The following is a 14,983-nucleotide window of genomic DNA, read 5'->3' as shown; positions in this document are numbered from 1 at the left end:
CCGCCGCCGTGGACCTCCTCCTGGACCGTTCCGTGCTGCTGGGGGTGCGCACCCCGGAGCGCTGCCCCGAGCTGGCCGAGGTCCTGCGCCGGCACGGACACCGGCGGCTGTTCCTGCCCGCCACGGTGCTCGGGGAGCTGCTCGCCGAGCGGCCCGACGAGACGCTGTGGGCGGAGCAGCTCGAGCTGCGCTTCCCGGGCCGGGTCCTCCCCGCGGACGCCGCCGTGGCCCGGGCGTGGGGAGCGCTGGCCGCGACGGGGGCGGCCGATCCGCTCGCCGGGCTCACCGCGGCCACGGCCCTGGTCCACGGGCTGACCGTGCTGACCGCGGAGCCGGGGCGGTACGCCGGCACCGGGGCGCCCGTGCTGGACGCGTCCCCCGCCCGCCGGTAGCCCTCAGACGGCCCGGCGGTGCCGGCGGCTGCGCCCCTGCCCCTGCGCCGAGAGCGCCACGGCGCGCTCGTAGTGCTCGAGCAGCTGCCCGACCAGCACGTCCCACGTCCGGCCCTGGACCGCCGCGTGCGCCGCGACGCCGAACGCGGCCCGCTTCGCCTCGTCGCCCAGGAGATCCGCCACGTGCCCGCGCAGCGCCCCGAGGTCGCCCGGGGGATAGAGCCAGCCGGTGCGGGACCGGTCCACGAGGTCGAGGGGACCGCCCCGGCCGGTCGCGACCACCGGCACCCCCGAGGCCATGGCCTCCTGGATCGTCTGGCAGAACGTCTCGAACTCGCCGGGGTGGACGAACACGTCGAAGGACGCCATGATGCGCGCCAGGTCGGCACCGCTGCGGCGCCCGGTGAAGTGGGCCTGCGGGAGCCGGCGGCGCAGGGCGTCCTCCTCCGGGCCCGAGCCCACGACCACCAGGCGGGTGCCGGGCAGGTCCGCGACCGCGGAGAGGTCCTCGACCTGCTTCTCCGGGGCGATCCGGCCCACGTAGCCGACGATCCGCCGGCCGCCGCCGACCTCCTCCCGCCACCGCTCGTCCCGGTGCCGGGGGGAGAAGCGGGTGGTGTCCACCCCGCGCCGCCACAGGTGCACGTCCTGGACGCCGTGCTCGGTGAGCTGCCGGACCGCCGCGGTGGACGGCGCGAGCGTGAGCGTGGCGAGGTTGTGCATGGAGCGCACGTGCCCCCACAGGAGCTGCTCGAGGAACGGGGCCCCGTACTTGGCCGCGTAGCCGGGCACGTCGGTCTGGTAGACCGCCACGCACGGCACCCCGAGCTGCTGGGCCGCCAGGATCGCCCGGCGGCCCAGCACGAACGGGGAGGCCACGTGGACCACGTCCGGCCGGAAGCGCTCCAGCTGCCGCCGCACCCGGGCCACGGTCCCGCCGGCCACCCGCACGGCGGGGTAGCCGGTGAGCGGAACGGCGGGCAGCCGGTGCACCGGCACCCCGTCGAGGTCCTCGACGACCTGCTCCGCCGGGCGCCCGAGCGGCGCGGGGTCGTAGGAGGGCGCCACGACCACGACGTCGTGCCCGCCGGCGACCAGCTGCTCGACGACCCGCAGCACCGAGTGGGTGACTCCGTTGAGGTGGGGGAGGAACTGCTCGGCGACCACGGCGACTCTCATGCTCCCGAGCCTGCCGGGGCCGGGCGACCGGACGGCGAGCGGGGCGTGGCCCGCCGGTGAAGGCGCCGTGAAGCCTCGGCCGGGGTGCCGCCCGGGCGTGGGAGGATGGTCGGTGATGAACTCCCAAGGCCTGTCCTCCCCCGCTGCACGCCCGGACCGCCGGGGTGTGCCCATGCCGCTGTGGCTGCAGGGCGTGCTGGAACTCGGCTCCGTGGCCGTGGTGTCCTACCTGCTGGTCCTGCTGACCGTCCTCATGGTGTGGCTCGCCGACGGCTTCGACACCCTCGGCCTGACCGGAGGGTTCGTGCTCTCCGGTCACGTGTGGCTGCTCGCCCACCTCACCCCGCTCCAGGTGGCCCTGGACCCGGGCGCAGGACTGCCCGCGACCACCGGGACGCTCAACCTCGTCCCGCTCGGGCTCACCCTGGTGCCGTTCGCCCTCTCCTGGCACGCCGGGAGACGGCTGGCCCGCGCCTGCTGGGAGGGCCAGTTCTGGCAGCCGTACCTCAGCGGCCTGGCCGCCTACTCCGCGTTCGGCGCCGCCGCCGCGCTGCTCTTCACCGGAGGGGAGGTCTCGGCGAGCCCGGCCGCGGCCGCCGTCTTCCCGCTCGTCCCCGTGGCCCTGGGCGGCTTCGTGGGCGCGTACCGGGCCTCCCGGTCGCTGCCGGGACTGATCGGCGTCAACGCCGCCGCGTGGGTCGAGCGCACGAGCCAGTACTCCCGCTGGGCCGGGTCCTACGTGTGGGCGGTGCTGCGCGCCGGCTTCGTCGCGGCCGTGGCCGGGGTCGGGGCCGGGGCCGCCCTGCTGGCCGCCGCCCTGTTCTGGAACTGGAACGACGTGGTGGGCGTCTACCAGCGGCTGGGCACCGGCGTGCCGGGGGACACCGCGCTGACGGGACTCCAGCTCGGCTACCTGCCCAACCTCGCGGTCTACGCCCTGGCCTGGGCCACGGGCGCGGGCTTCGAGCTCGGTTCCGGCACGCACGCCTCTCCGCTGGGCACCGAGGCCGGGCCTGTGCCGCTGCTCCCGGCGCTCGCCGCGCTGCCGCCCGCCGAGCTCCCAGCCTGGGCGCTCGTGGTGGTCGTGCTGCCGGTCCTGGCCGGCGTCCTCGCCGGCTGGTGGTTCCTGCGCGAGGGGGAGAACCACCTGGACGACTGGATGGCGCTGCGGCTGCCCGCGCGCTGGATCACGTACCCGCTCTCGACGCTGCTGACCGGGGTCTTCGTGGGCGCCGTCGCCGGCGTGCTGGTGATGCTGCTGAGCTGGCTCGCGCACGGCTCGCTGGGGCTCGGGCGGCTCACGGACGTGGGACCGGACGGTCCCGCCGTGCTGCTGCTGTTCGGCGCCGAGGTGGCCGTCGGGGCGGCGGTCGGCTGTGTGCTGGGACCGTGGCTCGAGCACGAGCCGCCGTTCGCGCCGCCCCGCGACGGCGAGGACGGCGAGGACCGGACGCCGGCCGGCCGGCGGGCGGCGCGCCGGCGGCGCCGGGAGGAGACCGCGGCCCGGCGCGCCATGCGCTCGGCCGGCCGGCGGAGGCCGCGGCCCGCACGCGGGCACGGGGCCGACCAGCACGGGACCGAGGGGCACGGCGCGGACGGGCCCAGGACCGGCCGCAGCACCGCGGACGGGCACCGGGACGCGGGCCCGTGGGCGGCTCAGGGGCCGGCCGTGGCGGAGACCGGGTCCGCGGAGGCGTTCGACGTGGACGCGGCCGAGGCACCCGCGGCGTCCTCCGACGCCGGCGCCGCCGGGCCGCCGGAGAGATAGCTCCAGATCCCGTCCTCGAGCTCCTGCTGGCACTGCGCCGCCCCGGAGAGGGTGAGGGTGCCGGCGACGCACTCCTGGTAGGCCTCGGCCACCGGCCACAGGGCCAGACGGGCCCCGCCGGTGAGCAGGCTCAGCGCGCCCAGCACGATCGCGGCGACCGCGCTCAGCACCAGCAGCCGGCGCGTGCCGGTCCCGCGGGAGCGCACGAGCGCCGCGACGCCCAGCCCGATCCCGAGGACGGCCAGCACGACCCCGGCCACGGTCGGCCACAGGGCGGAGCCGACGAGCACCAGGGCGACCGCCGCGCACACCAGCGCGCCCCCTGCCGTGCGGGTCGCGGCGGCGCGTCGTGCGTCCGCGGGGGCTGCCTCGGGGGTCGGGCGGGGAGGGGTCATGCCCTTCACTCTAGGGCACCCCGGGGGCCCCTCCCCGCCCGCCCGACTAGACTCGGGGGCATGCGCATCGTGGTCATGGTCTCCGGCTCCGGCACCAATCTGCAGGCGGTCCTCGACGCCGTCCGGGAGGGCCGGATCGACGTCGAGATCGCCGCCGTGGGCGCGGACAAGCCCTGCACCGGCCTGGAGCGGGCCCGGGAGGCCGGCGTCGAGACGTTCCTCGTCCGGCCCGGCGACCACCCCGACCGGACGCGGTGGAACCGTGCCCTGCAGGAGGCGGTGGCCGCCCGGGAGCCCGACCGGATCGTCTTCGCGGGGTTCATGCGGATCGTGGACGCCGAGTTCGTCGAGGCGTTCGCGGGGCGCATCGTCAACACCCACCCCTCGCTGCTGCCGTCCTTCCCGGGGGCGCACGCGGTGCGGGACGCCCTCGCGCACGGGGTGAAGGTCACCGGCGTCACCGTCCACGAGGTCGTGGCCGACGTCGACGCCGGTCCGATCCTGGCGCAGGCGGCGGTGCCCGTGGAGGAGGGGGACACCGAGGCGCAGCTGCACGAGCGGATCAAGGCCGCCGAGCGCGAGCTGCTCGTGCGCACGCTCGGCGCGGCGGCCCGGCAGGGAGCCCTGCACGACGCCCGGTGAGCAGGCCCGGCGAGGGTCCGTAAAATGGTTCCCGGCGGATCCCGCCGGCAACCCCAGACCTCGAACGCTTGGAGAACCTGTGAGCCCCACCCAGCTTGACCGCGTGCCCCTCAAGAGGGCGCTGGTGTCCGTCTACGACAAGACCGGGCTGGAGGGTCTCGCCACGGGGCTGCACCGGGCCGGCGTCGCGATCGTGTCCACCGGTTCGACCGCACGGCGCATCGCCGACCTGGGCGTGCCGGTGACGGAGGTCGCGGAGGTCACCGGGTTCCAGGAGTGCCTGGAGGGGCGGGTCAAGACCCTGCACCCGCGGGTGCACGCGGGCATCCTCGCGGACCGCCGGAAGCAGGACCACATGGACCAGCTCGCCGAGCTGGAGATCGAGCCGTTCGACCTCGTGGTCGTGAACCTCTACCCGTTCGTGGACACCGTGCGCTCCGGCGCGGGCCAGGACGAGGTCGTCGAGCAGATCGACATCGGCGGCCCCTCCATGGTCCGGGCCGCTGCGAAGAACCACGCGGCCGTGTCCGTGGTCGTGGACCCGTCCTCCTACGACGCGGTCGTGGAGGCGGCGGCCTCGGGCGGCTTCGACCTGCGGGCACGCCGCCGGCTGGCCGCCGCGGCGTTCGCGCACACCGCCGCCTACGACACCGCGGTGGCCACCTGGACGGCCCAGCAGTTCGAGCAGGACGAGGACGCCAACTTCTGGCCGCCCTACGCCGGCCTGGCCCTGCAGCGCTCGGCCTCCCTGCGCTACGGCGAGAACCCCCACCAGAAGGGGGCGCTCTACGTGGACGAGGCCGCGTCCCCCGGCATCGCCCAGGCCGACCAGCTGCACGGCAAGGAGATGTCCTACAACAACTACGTGGACGCCGACGCCGCGCTGCGCGCCGCCTACGACTTCGACGAGCCGGCCGTGGCCGTGGTCAAGCACAACAACCCCTGCGGGCTGGCCGTGGCCACCCCCGGCGCCGAGGACCCGATCGCCGACGCCCACCGCAAGGCCCACGCGTGCGACCCGCTCTCCGCCTACGGCGGGGTCATCGCCGCGAACCGGACCGTGACCCGGGCGATGGCCGAGACCGTGCAGGACATCTTCACCGAGGTCGTCGTGGCCCCCGGCTTCGAGCCGGCGGCCCTGGAGATCCTGCAGGCCAAGAAGAACATCCGTCTGCTCGAGCTGCCCGAGGGCTTCGAGCGGGACGTCCTCGAGTACCGGCAGATCTCCGGCGGCGCGCTGCTGCAGGTCTCGGACCGGCTCGACGCGGCGGGCGACGACCCCGCCGGCTGGACGCTGGCCGCGGGGGAGCCGGCGGACGAGCGGACGCTCGCCGACCTCGCCTTCGCGTGGACGTCGCTGCGGGCGGTGAAGTCCAACGCGATCCTGCTCGCCGACCGCGGCGCGTCCGTGGGCATCGGCATGGGCCAGGTCAACCGGGTGGACTCCTGCAAGCTCTCCGTGGAGCGGGCCAACGCCCTGGGCGAGGACGGCGCCGAGCGCGCGCGCGGCGCCGTGGCGGCCTCGGACGCGTTCTTCCCGTTCGCGGACGGCCTCCAGGTGCTTCTCGACGCCGGCGTGCGCGCCGTGGTCCAGCCCGGCGGCTCGATCCGGGACGAGGAGGTCGTGGCCGCGGCCGAGGCCGCCGGCGTGACGATGTACTTCACCGGGGCCCGGCACTTCTTCCACTGAGCCGTCTCCCGGGCGGCATGCCCCGCGCACGGCAGCGGCCGCACTCCCCACGGGGAGTGCGGCCGCTGCCGTGCGTGCTGCCCGTGCCGGAGCGCGCGGTCGGCCCGCGCGCTCCGCTCAGGCGCTCAGCTCACGCGCTGAGCGAGGAGAGGACCCGGTTGAAGGTCTCCGAGGGGCGCATCACCGAGAACGTCTTGGCGTCGTCCGGACGGTAGTAGCCGCCGATGTCGGCGGGACGGCCCTGCACGGAGAGCAGCTCCTCGTTGATCGCGTCCTCGTTGGCCGCCAGCTGCTCCGCCACGGAGGCGAAGGCCTGCGCCAGCTCGGCGTCCTCGTCCTGGCGGGCCAGCTCCTGGGCCCAGTACAGGGCCAGGTAGAAGTGGCTGCCGCGGTTGTCGATCTCGCCGGCCTTCCGGCTCGGGGACTTGTTCTCCTCGAGGAACGTGCCCGTGGCCCGGTCGAGGGTCTCACCGAGGATCCGGGCGCGCTCGTTGTCGGCCGTGGTCGCCAGGTGGTCGAGGCTCGCGGCGAGGGCGAGGAACTCCCCGAGGCTGTCCCAGCGCAGGTGGTTCTCCTCCACCAGCTGCTGGACGTGCTTCGGCGCGGACCCGCCGGCGCCGGTCTCGAAGAGCCCGCCGCCGTTGATGAGCGGGACCACCGAGAGCATCTTCGCGGAGGTGCCCAGCTCGAGGATCGGGAACAGGTCCGTCAGGTAGTCGCGCAGCACGTTGCCGGTGACCGAGATGGTGTCCTCGCCGCGGCGGATCCGCTCGATCGAGAACGCGGTGGCCTCCTCGGGGGACATGATCTCGATCTGCAGGCCCTCGGTGTCGTGCTCGGTCAGGTACTGCTCGACCTTCGCGATGAGGTTGGTGTCGTGGGCGCGGGTGCGGTCCAGCCAGAACACGGCCGGCGTCGCGGAGGCCCGCGCGCGGGTCACGGCGAGCTTGACCCAGTCGCGGATCGCGACGTCCTTCGTCTGGCACGCCCGCCAGATGTCCCCGGGGGAGACCTCGTGCTCGATGAGCACGGCGCCGGAGGAGTCGACGACCTGGACGGTGCCCTGCACGGGGATCTCGAAGGTCTTGTCGTGGGAGCCGTACTCCTCCGCCTTCATCGCCATGAGGCCGACGTTGGGCACGGAGCCCATGGTGGTCGGGTCGAACGCGCCGTGGGCGCGGCAGTCGTCGATGACCACCTGGTAGACCCCGGCGTAGGAGCTGTCCGGCAGCACCGCGAGGGTGTCCGCCTCCTCGCCCTCGGGACCCCACATGTGCCCGGAGGTGCGGATCATGGCCGGCATCGACGCGTCGACGATGACGTCGGAGGGCACGTGCAGGTTCGTGATGCCCTTGTCGGAGTTCACCATGGCGAGCTTCGGGCCCTCGGCGAGGCCCTTGTCGATCGCGGCCCGCACGTCGTCGCGCACGTCGGCGGGCAGGGCGTCGAGACCGTTGAGGATGGCCGCGAGCCCGTTGGCGGGGGAGAGGCCCGCCTTCTCGAGGGCCGCGCCGTGGGCGGCGAAGAGCTCCGGGAAGAACGCCTCGATGACGTGGCCGAAGATGATCGGGTCGGAGACCTTCATCATGGTGGCCTTCAGGTGCACCGAGAGCAGGACGTCCTCCCGCTTGGCGCGCTCGACCTGCTCCGCGAGGAACGCGTCCAGGGCGGCGGCCCGCATCACGGTGCCGTCGACGACCTCGCCGGCCAGCACGGGGACGGACTCCTTGAGCACCGTGGTGCTGCCGTCCTCGGCCACCAGGTGGATCGTCAGGGTGTCGTCGCCGTCCATGACCACGGACTTCTCGTTGTCCCGGAAGTCGTCGGCGCCCATCGTGGCGACGTTCGTCCTCGACTCCGCCGTCCACTCGCCCATGCGGTGCGGGTTCTTGCGGACGTAGTTCTTGACCGAGGCGGGGGCGCGGCGGTCCGAGTTGCCCTCGCGCAGCACCGGGTTGACGGCGGAGCCCTTGATCTTGTCGTAGCGGGCCCGGGTCTCCTTCTCCTCCTCGGTGCGGGGCTCGTCCGGGTAGTCGGGGAGGGCGACGCCCTGCTCCTGCAGCTCCTTGACCGCGGCCTTCAGCTGCGGGACGGAGGCGGAGATGTTGGGCAGCTTGATGATGTTGGCCTCGGGCTTCTTGGCCAGCTCGCCCAGCTCGGCGAGGGCGTCGTCCACCCGCTGCTCCTCGGGGAGGCGGTCGCCGAACGCGGCGATGATGCGCCCGGCCAGGGAGATGTCGCGGGTCTCCACCTCGACGCCGGCGGTCGAGGCGTAGGCCTCGATGATCGGCTTGAAGGAGTAGGTGGCGAGCAGGGGCGCCTCGTCGGTGCGGGTGTAGATGATCTTGGCCATGTGCGGGCTGTCTCCCAGGATGTCGTCGGATCGGTGGTGGTGCTTCCTGGTGCCAAGATACCCGAGGCGGCGCCCCGCCCGCTGGCCGGGCCCGCCGTCCGGCCGGAGGCCGCGGGCGGCCCGGGCACGGCGGCGGGCCCGTTCCCCGCGGGGAACGGGCCCGTGGCCGTGGGGCCCCGCCCGGGGGCGTGCCGGTGCCGGGGGCCGGGCTCAGCCCTCCGTGGACTGGGTGGACCCGGCGCCGTTGACGAGCTCGCCCTCGCCGATCACGCGGTCGCCGGACTCGTCCCGGCCCTCGCCCAGGGCCTGCTGCTCGCCCTGTCCGGAGACCACCTGGATCTTGCGCGGCTTGGCCTGCGCCGAGACGGGGATCGTGACCGTGAGCACGCCGTTGTCGTAGTTCGCGGCGATGTTCTGGATGTCGATGCCCTGACCCAGGTTGAGCTGGCGGACGAACGAGGAGCTCTGCCGCTCCCGGGTGATCCACTGGACGTCCTGCACCTCGGGCAGCTCCCGCTCCGCGCGGATCGTCAGCAGCTGGCCGTCGACGTCGACGTCGACGCTCTCCGGGTCGATGCCGGGCAGGTCCGCCCGGAGGATGTACTGGTCGCCGTCCCGGTACAGGTCCATGGGCATCTCGCGCAGGCCCTGCCGGGCGAACAGCGAGGCGGCGAGCCGGTCGAAATCGTTGAACGGGGTGAACATCGTGGCCACGTCAATCATCTCCTCAACCATATGAGCAATGTCTTCGACATTTAGTTGAGTCCGATCAACTCAACTGTTGACCATGATAATCCCGCTCCCCGCGGTCTTCAACGGGTCCCGGCCCCCATCGCCCAGGGCGAACCGCCCTCAGCGGGCGTCGTGGGGATACCGCACGCCGATCTGCGCCCGCACCCGGTCGAAGAGCTCCACGAGCTCGAGGGAGTCGGCCCACGGCATCACGGGGGACTCGAGCAGGCCCTGCTGCACGCAGCGGGTGGCCTCGCGCATCTCGAACACGTATCCGGCGCCCGCCACGTCCACGCGCTCCACGAGGGGGGCGGCGCCCGTGCGGGCGCCCTCGGCGGTCTGCAGCACCAGGGTGGTCGGGCAGTTGATCCGTCCGTCCACCCGCAGCCAGCCGTCCGTGCCGCTGATCGTCACCTGGTGGGGGACCGTGGCGGACAGGGTGCCGCTCACGTGCGCCCGGCCGTGCCCGAAGTCCAGGGTCAGGGCGGTGTCCAGGTCCACGTCCGTGGCGCCGAGCTCCGCGCGGGCGCTCCAGCGCTCCGGGGCCCCCAGGACCGCGGCGGTCCACGTCAGGGGGTAGACCATCATGTCCAGCAGCACCCCGCCGCCGTCGGCCCGGCGGAACAGGCGGTGGGCCGGGTCCAGGGCCCGGTGCGTGCCGATGGACCCCTCGACCGAGCGGACCCGGCCGAGCCGGCCCTCCCGGACCCAGCGCATCGCGGTGCGGAAGCCGGGGGTCATGCGGGTCCAGACGGCCTCCATGAGGAAGACGCCGTGCTCGCGGGCCAGGCGGAGCAGGTCGCGGACCTCCGCCGCGGTCATGGCGAGGGCCTTCTCGCACACCACGTGCTTGCCGGCCCGCAGCAGCGCCGAGACGTCCCGGTGGTGGTAGCCGTGCGGGGTGGCCACGTAGACGATCTCCACGTCCGGGTCGGCCGCGAGCCGGTCCAGTCCCGTGCTCGTGGCGGTGCCGCCGTAGGCCCGCTCCACCCCGTGCCGGCGGGCGAAGTCCTCGGCGCGGTCCTGGTCCCGCGAGCTCACGGCCACGAGCCGGGCGTCGGGCAGCGCCGCGATGTCCGGGACCACCTTCTCCGCGATGTCGGCGGTGCTGACCACGCCCCATCCGAGCGTGCGGCCGGTCGCGGTGCCGGGGTCGTCCAGGTGGGCGGCGTCGAGGGAGGCGTCGACGAACGGGCTGAGGGTCTGGGCAGGCATGGGCGCATTCTGCCACGCCGCCCGGCGCCGGGTCCCCGCCCGCCGGCTCCGATCGAACGACCGTTCGTGGCGTAGGCTGAGGGCGTGCCCCGGGTGAGCCAGCAGTACAAGGACGAGCGCCGCCGCGAGATCGTGGCCGCCGCCAGCGAGTGCTTCCTCGAGCACGGCTACGAGGGGGCGTCGATGCACCGCATCATCGCCGCCACGGGGCTGTCCGCGGGGGCGCTCTACAACCACTTCCCGAGCAAGCAGGAGCTCGTGGCCGCGGCCGCCCGCGCGGCCCTGGACCGTGTCCTCGCCGCCGCGGAGGACGAGCCCGGCACCGACCCCGCGGCGTGGGTCGTGGGACTGCTGGAGCGGCTGGCCGCGGATCCCGCCACCACCCGTCTGCTGCTCATCACGTGGGGCGGGGCGGTGAGCGAGCCCGGTCTGGCCGCGCTGGCCGGGGAGCACCTCGGGCGCGTGCGGGACCGGGTGGAGGAGCGCTACGGGCGGTGGGCGGTCGAGGAGCTGGGCCTCGACGACGACGCGGCCCGCGAGTGGGCCGGCATGTTCGCCCAGGCCATCCTCTCGGTGCTGCAGGGCTGGGTGGTGCAGTCCTGCCTGCTGCCCGGCTTCGACCACGGCGCGTACCTGGACTACGCGCGCACCCTCGCGGCGCAGTGACGGGCCGCCGGGCCCGGCTCAGGCGGTGAGCCGGCGGTGCTCGGCGGAGAGCCGGACGTAGGTGCGCGCGTTGGCACGGACCTTCTCCTGCTCCTCGTCCGTGAGCTCGCGCCGGACCCTGCCCGGCACCCCCGCCACGAGGGACCGGGGCGGCACCACGGTGCCCTCGAGGACGACGGCGCCCGCGGCCACCAGCGAGCCCGTGCCGATCACGGCGCCGTTGAGGACGGTCGCGTTCATCCCGATCAGGACCTCGTCCTCCACGGTGCACCCGTGCACCACTGCGCCGTGGCCGACGCTCACGTCCGCGCCGATCGTGCAGGGGTGGCCGGGGTCGGAGTGGACCACCACGTTGTCCTGCAGGTTGGACCGCGCGCCCAGCCGGACGGGGGAGCGGTCGCCGCGCACCACGGCGCCGTAGAAGACCCCGGACTCCGGCCCCAGCTCGGCGTCGCCCACGACCGTGGCGGTCGGGGCCACGAAGGCGGAGGAGTCGATCCGGGGCTCGTGCCCCCCGTGCGGGAGGACCGTGCCGGGCGTCGTGGAGTGTGCCATGGGCCCAGCCTAGCGGCGGGCCCGCCGCCCGCGGCTCAGACGCCCTGCCGCGTGACGGCCGGCCGCGGGGCGCGCTGGTGCCCGTGCTGGATGGCCACGCGGATCTTCTGGCCGCCCTTGAGCACGTACTCCGCGCCGTGCACGTGGATCGTGACGTCGTCCGCGCGCCGGGAGGCCCCCTCGAGCTCCAGGACGTGGTGGTCGATGCAGACCCGGATGACCTGGCCGCGGTACAGCACCGTGAACGAGACGGCGTCCAGCTGGCTCGGCAGGGCCGGGTCGAACTCGAGCCAGCCGCCGCGCACGCGCAGCCCCGCGTAGGCGCGGGTCACGACGTCGACGGAGCCGGCCATGGCGCCCAGGTGGATGCCCTCGCCCGTGGTCCCGCCCTGGGTGTCGTCGAGGTCCACCAGGAGGGCGTCCTGGAACGAGGACCACGAACGGTCCGGGTTCAGCCACGCGAGCACCGAGGCGTTGACCACCCGGGACAGGGAGGAGCCGTGCGAGGACCGCGCGATGTAGAAGTCGACGGTGCGCTCGATGGCGGCGTGGTCCACCTCGTAGCCCATCCGGCCGAGCTCCTCGACCAGGCCGTCGGGACCGAAGAGGTAGACCAGCATGATCGTGTCGGCCTGCTTGGCCAGCTTGTAGTTGTTGGTCATGTCGCCCTCGTTCTCCAGCAGGAGGTCGAGGCGGCCGATGTTGCGGTACTTGGCCCGGTAGTACTCCCAGTCCAGCTCGTCGAGGTCGTCGTAGCCGTGGAACTGGCTGATGGTGCCGTCCGTGTTGAACGGCACGAACATCCGCTCGGCCATCCGCTGCCAGGTCCCGACCTCCTCGGCCGAGAGGTCGAAGCGGGCGGAGAGCTCCTCGCGCTGGTGCTCCACCATGTCGTGGAAGATGTGCGCGCTGTGCCGGAACAGCCAGGCCGCCAGCACGTTCGTGTAGGCGTTGTCCTTCAGCCCGCCGCCGTGCTGGCCGCGCGGGCCGTCGTGGTACTCGTCCGGGCCCATGACGCCGGCGATGTGGTAGCGGCCGTCCGCGGGGTCGTAGTCGGTGAGCGACGCGAACAGCCGGGTGATCCCGATGATCAGCTCCGAGCCCTGCCCCGCCAGCCAGTCGAGGTCACCGGTGGTCTCGTAGTAGATCCAGGCGTTGTAGGCGATCGCGAGGCCCACGTGGAACTGCCGCCACGAGTTGTCCGGCAGCCACCGGTTGGAGTGGTGGTTGAACAGCTCCGGCGGGGTCTCCTCCCGGCCGTCGGAGCCGGACTGCCACGGGAACGCCGCGCCCTCGAGCCCGAACTCGGTGGCCCGGTGCTTGGCCATGGGCAGCCGGCGCCACCGGTAGGAGAGCAGGGCGCGCGTCACCTGCGGCTGGTGCAGGTTGACGACCGGGAGGATGTAGAGCTCGTCCCAGAAGATGTGCCCCCGATAGCCCTCGCCGTGCAGGCCGCGGGCCGGGACCCCGGCGTCGCGCAGGGACATGTGCGGCGCCAGCGTCTGGGCCACGTGGAACAGGTGCACCCGCAGCGCCAGCTGGGTGATGGCCAGCTCCCCGGTGCGCTCCTCCGGGTCCGGGCACACGTCCACGTCGAAGCGGTCCCACAGCAGGGACCACTCGATCTCGTGCGAGGGCAGCAGGCCCCGGACGCCGCTGGGGTTGCGGTCGAGCTCCGCGAGGGCGCCCTCGCGGGGCGAGCCGATCGCGGCGTCGCGGCTCGTGACCACGGCCGTGGTCGAGTCGATGATCACCGGGCGGCCGTCGGCGATGTTGACCTGGTGGCGGCGGAACTCGGTGCCGCCGGGCCGGATCTCGCGGCGCTCCCGGACGTTCTGGCCGCCCTCGATGGTGGTGCGCTGGGCCGTGGTGATCTCGATCTTGGACTGGGTGGTGCGCACGTGCGAGAGCAGGGTCTCGTGGTCGTCGGGCAGCGAGGTCGACTCGAGGTCCACCAGGTGGTGGTCGTTGAGGTCCTGGTACTCCGCGACCCCGTTGTTGCGCACGCTGGGGTCGATGCCCGTGCGCAGGTGCAGCCGCCCCGAGAACCCCCGGGCCGTCACCGTGGTCTCCTGCGCCCCCAGGTGGCGGAAGCGCAGCGACACGAGGCGGCGCTGGACGACCTCCAGCCGGGCGTGGGCCCCGTCCTCGCCCCGGTCGCCGTTGAGGTCGGTGAGGATCAGGGACCGGATGAGCAGCCCGCGGCGCAGGTCGAGCTCGATCCGCTCCTCGGACGGGCGCAGCCCGCCCTCCGACCACCAGTCGCCGCCGGAGACCCGCAGGTCCAGGTGGGTCCAGTTGGGGGCGTTGACCATGGACTCGTGCTCGACGTCCCGGCCGCTCAGGTGGCTCACCACCCGGTTGAAGATGCCGGCCAGGTAGTTGCCGGGGTAGTGCACCCCGTTGTCGGGGAACTCGCAGGCCGACCCGCGCACGCCCATGTAGCCGTTCGCCAGCGTCAGCAGGGTCTCCCGCCGGGCCTCGGTGGCCGGGTCGAAGCCCTCGAAGACCAGCTTCCAGGGGTCGTCGCGGCGGGCGCCGAGGTCGAGCTCGCCGACGTCGTTGAGCACGACCGTGGCCCCGGCCCGGTACAGGTCCTTGCGCTCGCCGTGGCGGCGGATCCCCACCACCATGCCGAAGCCGCCGGCGGCGGCGGCCTGCACCCCGGACACGGCGTCCTCCACCACCGCGGAGCGGGCCGGGTTCACCCCGAGCATCTTCGCGCAGGTCAGGAACGTGTCCGGCGCCGGCTTGCCGGGCAGCCCGTGCTCGGCCGCGAAGTGGCCGTCCACGATGATGTCGAAGGAGTCCTGCAGCCCGGCCGCCGCCAGCACGGGGACGCTGTTGCGGCTCGCGGTGACGAGACCCACCGGCACCCCGGCGGCGCGCAGCCGCTCGATGAGCGCCACGGTCTTCTCGAACACCCGGACGCCCTGGACCTGCAGGGCGTCCTGGAAGTAGGTGTTCTTCAGCACGGCCTGGCCCTGCACCGTCCACGCCCCCGGCGTCTCGTCGCCCTCCGGCAGGCAGGCGCCCCGGGCGGCGAGCAGGGAGCGGATCCCGTCCTCGCGCCGCCGCCCGTCCACGTAGTGACGGTAGTCGGCGTCGGCGTCGAAGGGTCGGCGGTCCACCGTGGTGCCGGCCTCGGCCGGCTCGAGCCGGTCGTCGGCCAGGATCGCGTCGAAGAGAGTCTTCCAGGCCGTCGCGTGCACGGCGGCGGTGTCCGTGACCACCCCGTCCATGTCGAAGATCACGGCCTCGTGGGGGATGCGCAGCTGGTCGACCGCCTGCGGCAGCGCGTCCGCGCCCTGGATGCGCGGCAGGGAGGCGGTGAACGGGGCGGTGGGCAGTGCGTTCACGAGAGTTCCTCCGGAAGGTGGGTGCGGCGTCCGCGAC

At 73.9% G+C, this 14,983-nt stretch carries 12 protein-coding genes; 5 read left to right on the top strand and 7 right to left on the bottom strand.

From position 1 onward, the window contains the following. The first annotated feature begins 8 nt into the window (after window positions 1–8). Window positions 9–392, top strand: a complete 384-nt coding sequence (locus RF640_RS11075; protein WP_017832159.1) for a PIN domain-containing protein — start codon at window positions 9–11, stop codon at window positions 390–392. Window positions 393–395: 3 nt separating this feature from the next. Here RF640_RS11075 and RF640_RS11070 read toward each other — a convergent pair whose 3' ends face one another. Beyond that, on the bottom strand, window positions 396–1,571 hold the full coding sequence (locus RF640_RS11070; protein WP_031282317.1) for a glycosyltransferase family 1 protein: 1,176 nt from the start codon (window positions 1,569–1,571) through the stop codon (window positions 396–398). Window positions 1,572–1,686: 115 nt separating this feature from the next. On the opposite strand from RF640_RS11070, the gene RF640_RS11065 reads away from it, so the two are divergent. Then, window positions 1,687–3,339: a DUF6350 family protein gene (locus RF640_RS11065; protein WP_368827856.1), complete on the top strand. Its 1,653-nt coding sequence runs from the start codon at window positions 1,687–1,689 to the stop codon at window positions 3,337–3,339. Here the strand turns inward: RF640_RS11065 and RF640_RS11060 are convergent. Further along, the gene (locus RF640_RS11060) at window positions 3,228–3,734 is read right to left on the bottom strand and encodes a hypothetical protein (protein WP_109268814.1); all 507 of its coding nucleotides are present in this window, start codon (window positions 3,732–3,734) and stop codon (window positions 3,228–3,230) included. The two genes, RF640_RS11065 and RF640_RS11060, sit on opposite strands and share 112 nt — an antisense overlap. Before the next feature lie 60 nt (window positions 3,735–3,794). Between RF640_RS11060 and purN the strand changes: the two genes are divergently transcribed. Together purN and purH are read left to right on the top strand one after the other, a co-directional pair. After that, window positions 3,795–4,376, top strand: coding sequence for a phosphoribosylglycinamide formyltransferase (gene purN / locus RF640_RS11055; RefSeq protein WP_017832163.1), 582 nt, complete (start codon window positions 3,795–3,797; stop codon window positions 4,374–4,376). Between the two features lie 79 nt (window positions 4,377–4,455). Then, complete coding sequence (gene purH, locus RF640_RS11050; protein WP_031282321.1) at window positions 4,456–6,066, top strand: bifunctional phosphoribosylaminoimidazolecarboxamide formyltransferase/IMP cyclohydrolase; 1,611 nt, start codon at window positions 4,456–4,458, stop codon at window positions 6,064–6,066. 130 nt (window positions 6,067–6,196) lie between these two features. Here purH and RF640_RS11045 read toward each other — a convergent pair whose 3' ends face one another. The 3 genes from RF640_RS11045 to RF640_RS11035 all read right to left on the bottom strand — a co-directional run bounded on the left by RF640_RS11045 (window position 6,197) and on the right by RF640_RS11035 (window position 10,366). Further along, window positions 6,197–8,419 (bottom strand): NADP-dependent isocitrate dehydrogenase, encoded by a 2,223-nt coding sequence (locus RF640_RS11045; RefSeq protein ID WP_035926991.1) that lies wholly within the window; start codon window positions 8,417–8,419, stop codon window positions 6,197–6,199. 210 nt (window positions 8,420–8,629) lie between these two features. Next, window positions 8,630–9,133 (bottom strand): Hsp20/alpha crystallin family protein, encoded by a 504-nt coding sequence (locus RF640_RS11040; protein ID WP_017832166.1) that lies wholly within the window; start codon window positions 9,131–9,133, stop codon window positions 8,630–8,632. 138 nt (window positions 9,134–9,271) lie between these two features. Next, entirely contained in the window at window positions 9,272–10,366 is a 1,095-nt protein-coding gene (locus tag RF640_RS11035; RefSeq protein WP_176338013.1) for a Gfo/Idh/MocA family protein, read from the bottom strand. Between the two features lie 84 nt (window positions 10,367–10,450). Here RF640_RS11035 and RF640_RS11030 point away from each other — a divergent pair, with 84 nt between their 5' ends. After that, complete coding sequence (locus RF640_RS11030; protein WP_368827853.1) at window positions 10,451–11,032, top strand: TetR/AcrR family transcriptional regulator; 582 nt, start codon at window positions 10,451–10,453, stop codon at window positions 11,030–11,032. Window positions 11,033–11,050: 18 nt separating this feature from the next. On the opposite strand, the gene RF640_RS11025 is transcribed toward RF640_RS11030, so the two are convergent. Continuing rightward, the gene (locus tag RF640_RS11025) at window positions 11,051–11,587 is read right to left on the bottom strand and encodes a gamma carbonic anhydrase family protein (RefSeq protein ID WP_017832169.1); all 537 of its coding nucleotides are present in this window, start codon (window positions 11,585–11,587) and stop codon (window positions 11,051–11,053) included. A gap of 35 nt (window positions 11,588–11,622) precedes the next feature. Further along, window positions 11,623–14,946, bottom strand: coding sequence for a beta-phosphoglucomutase family hydrolase (locus RF640_RS11020; protein WP_176338014.1), 3,324 nt, complete (start codon window positions 14,944–14,946; stop codon window positions 11,623–11,625). Window positions 14,947–14,983 lie beyond the last annotated feature (37 nt).

The organism is Kocuria sp. CPCC 205231 (assembly GCF_040980965.1).
GTDB classification, from domain to species: Bacteria; Actinomycetota; Actinomycetes; order Actinomycetales; family Micrococcaceae; genus Kocuria; species Kocuria rosea.
This window is presented reverse-complemented; position numbering and strand designations above follow the sequence as displayed.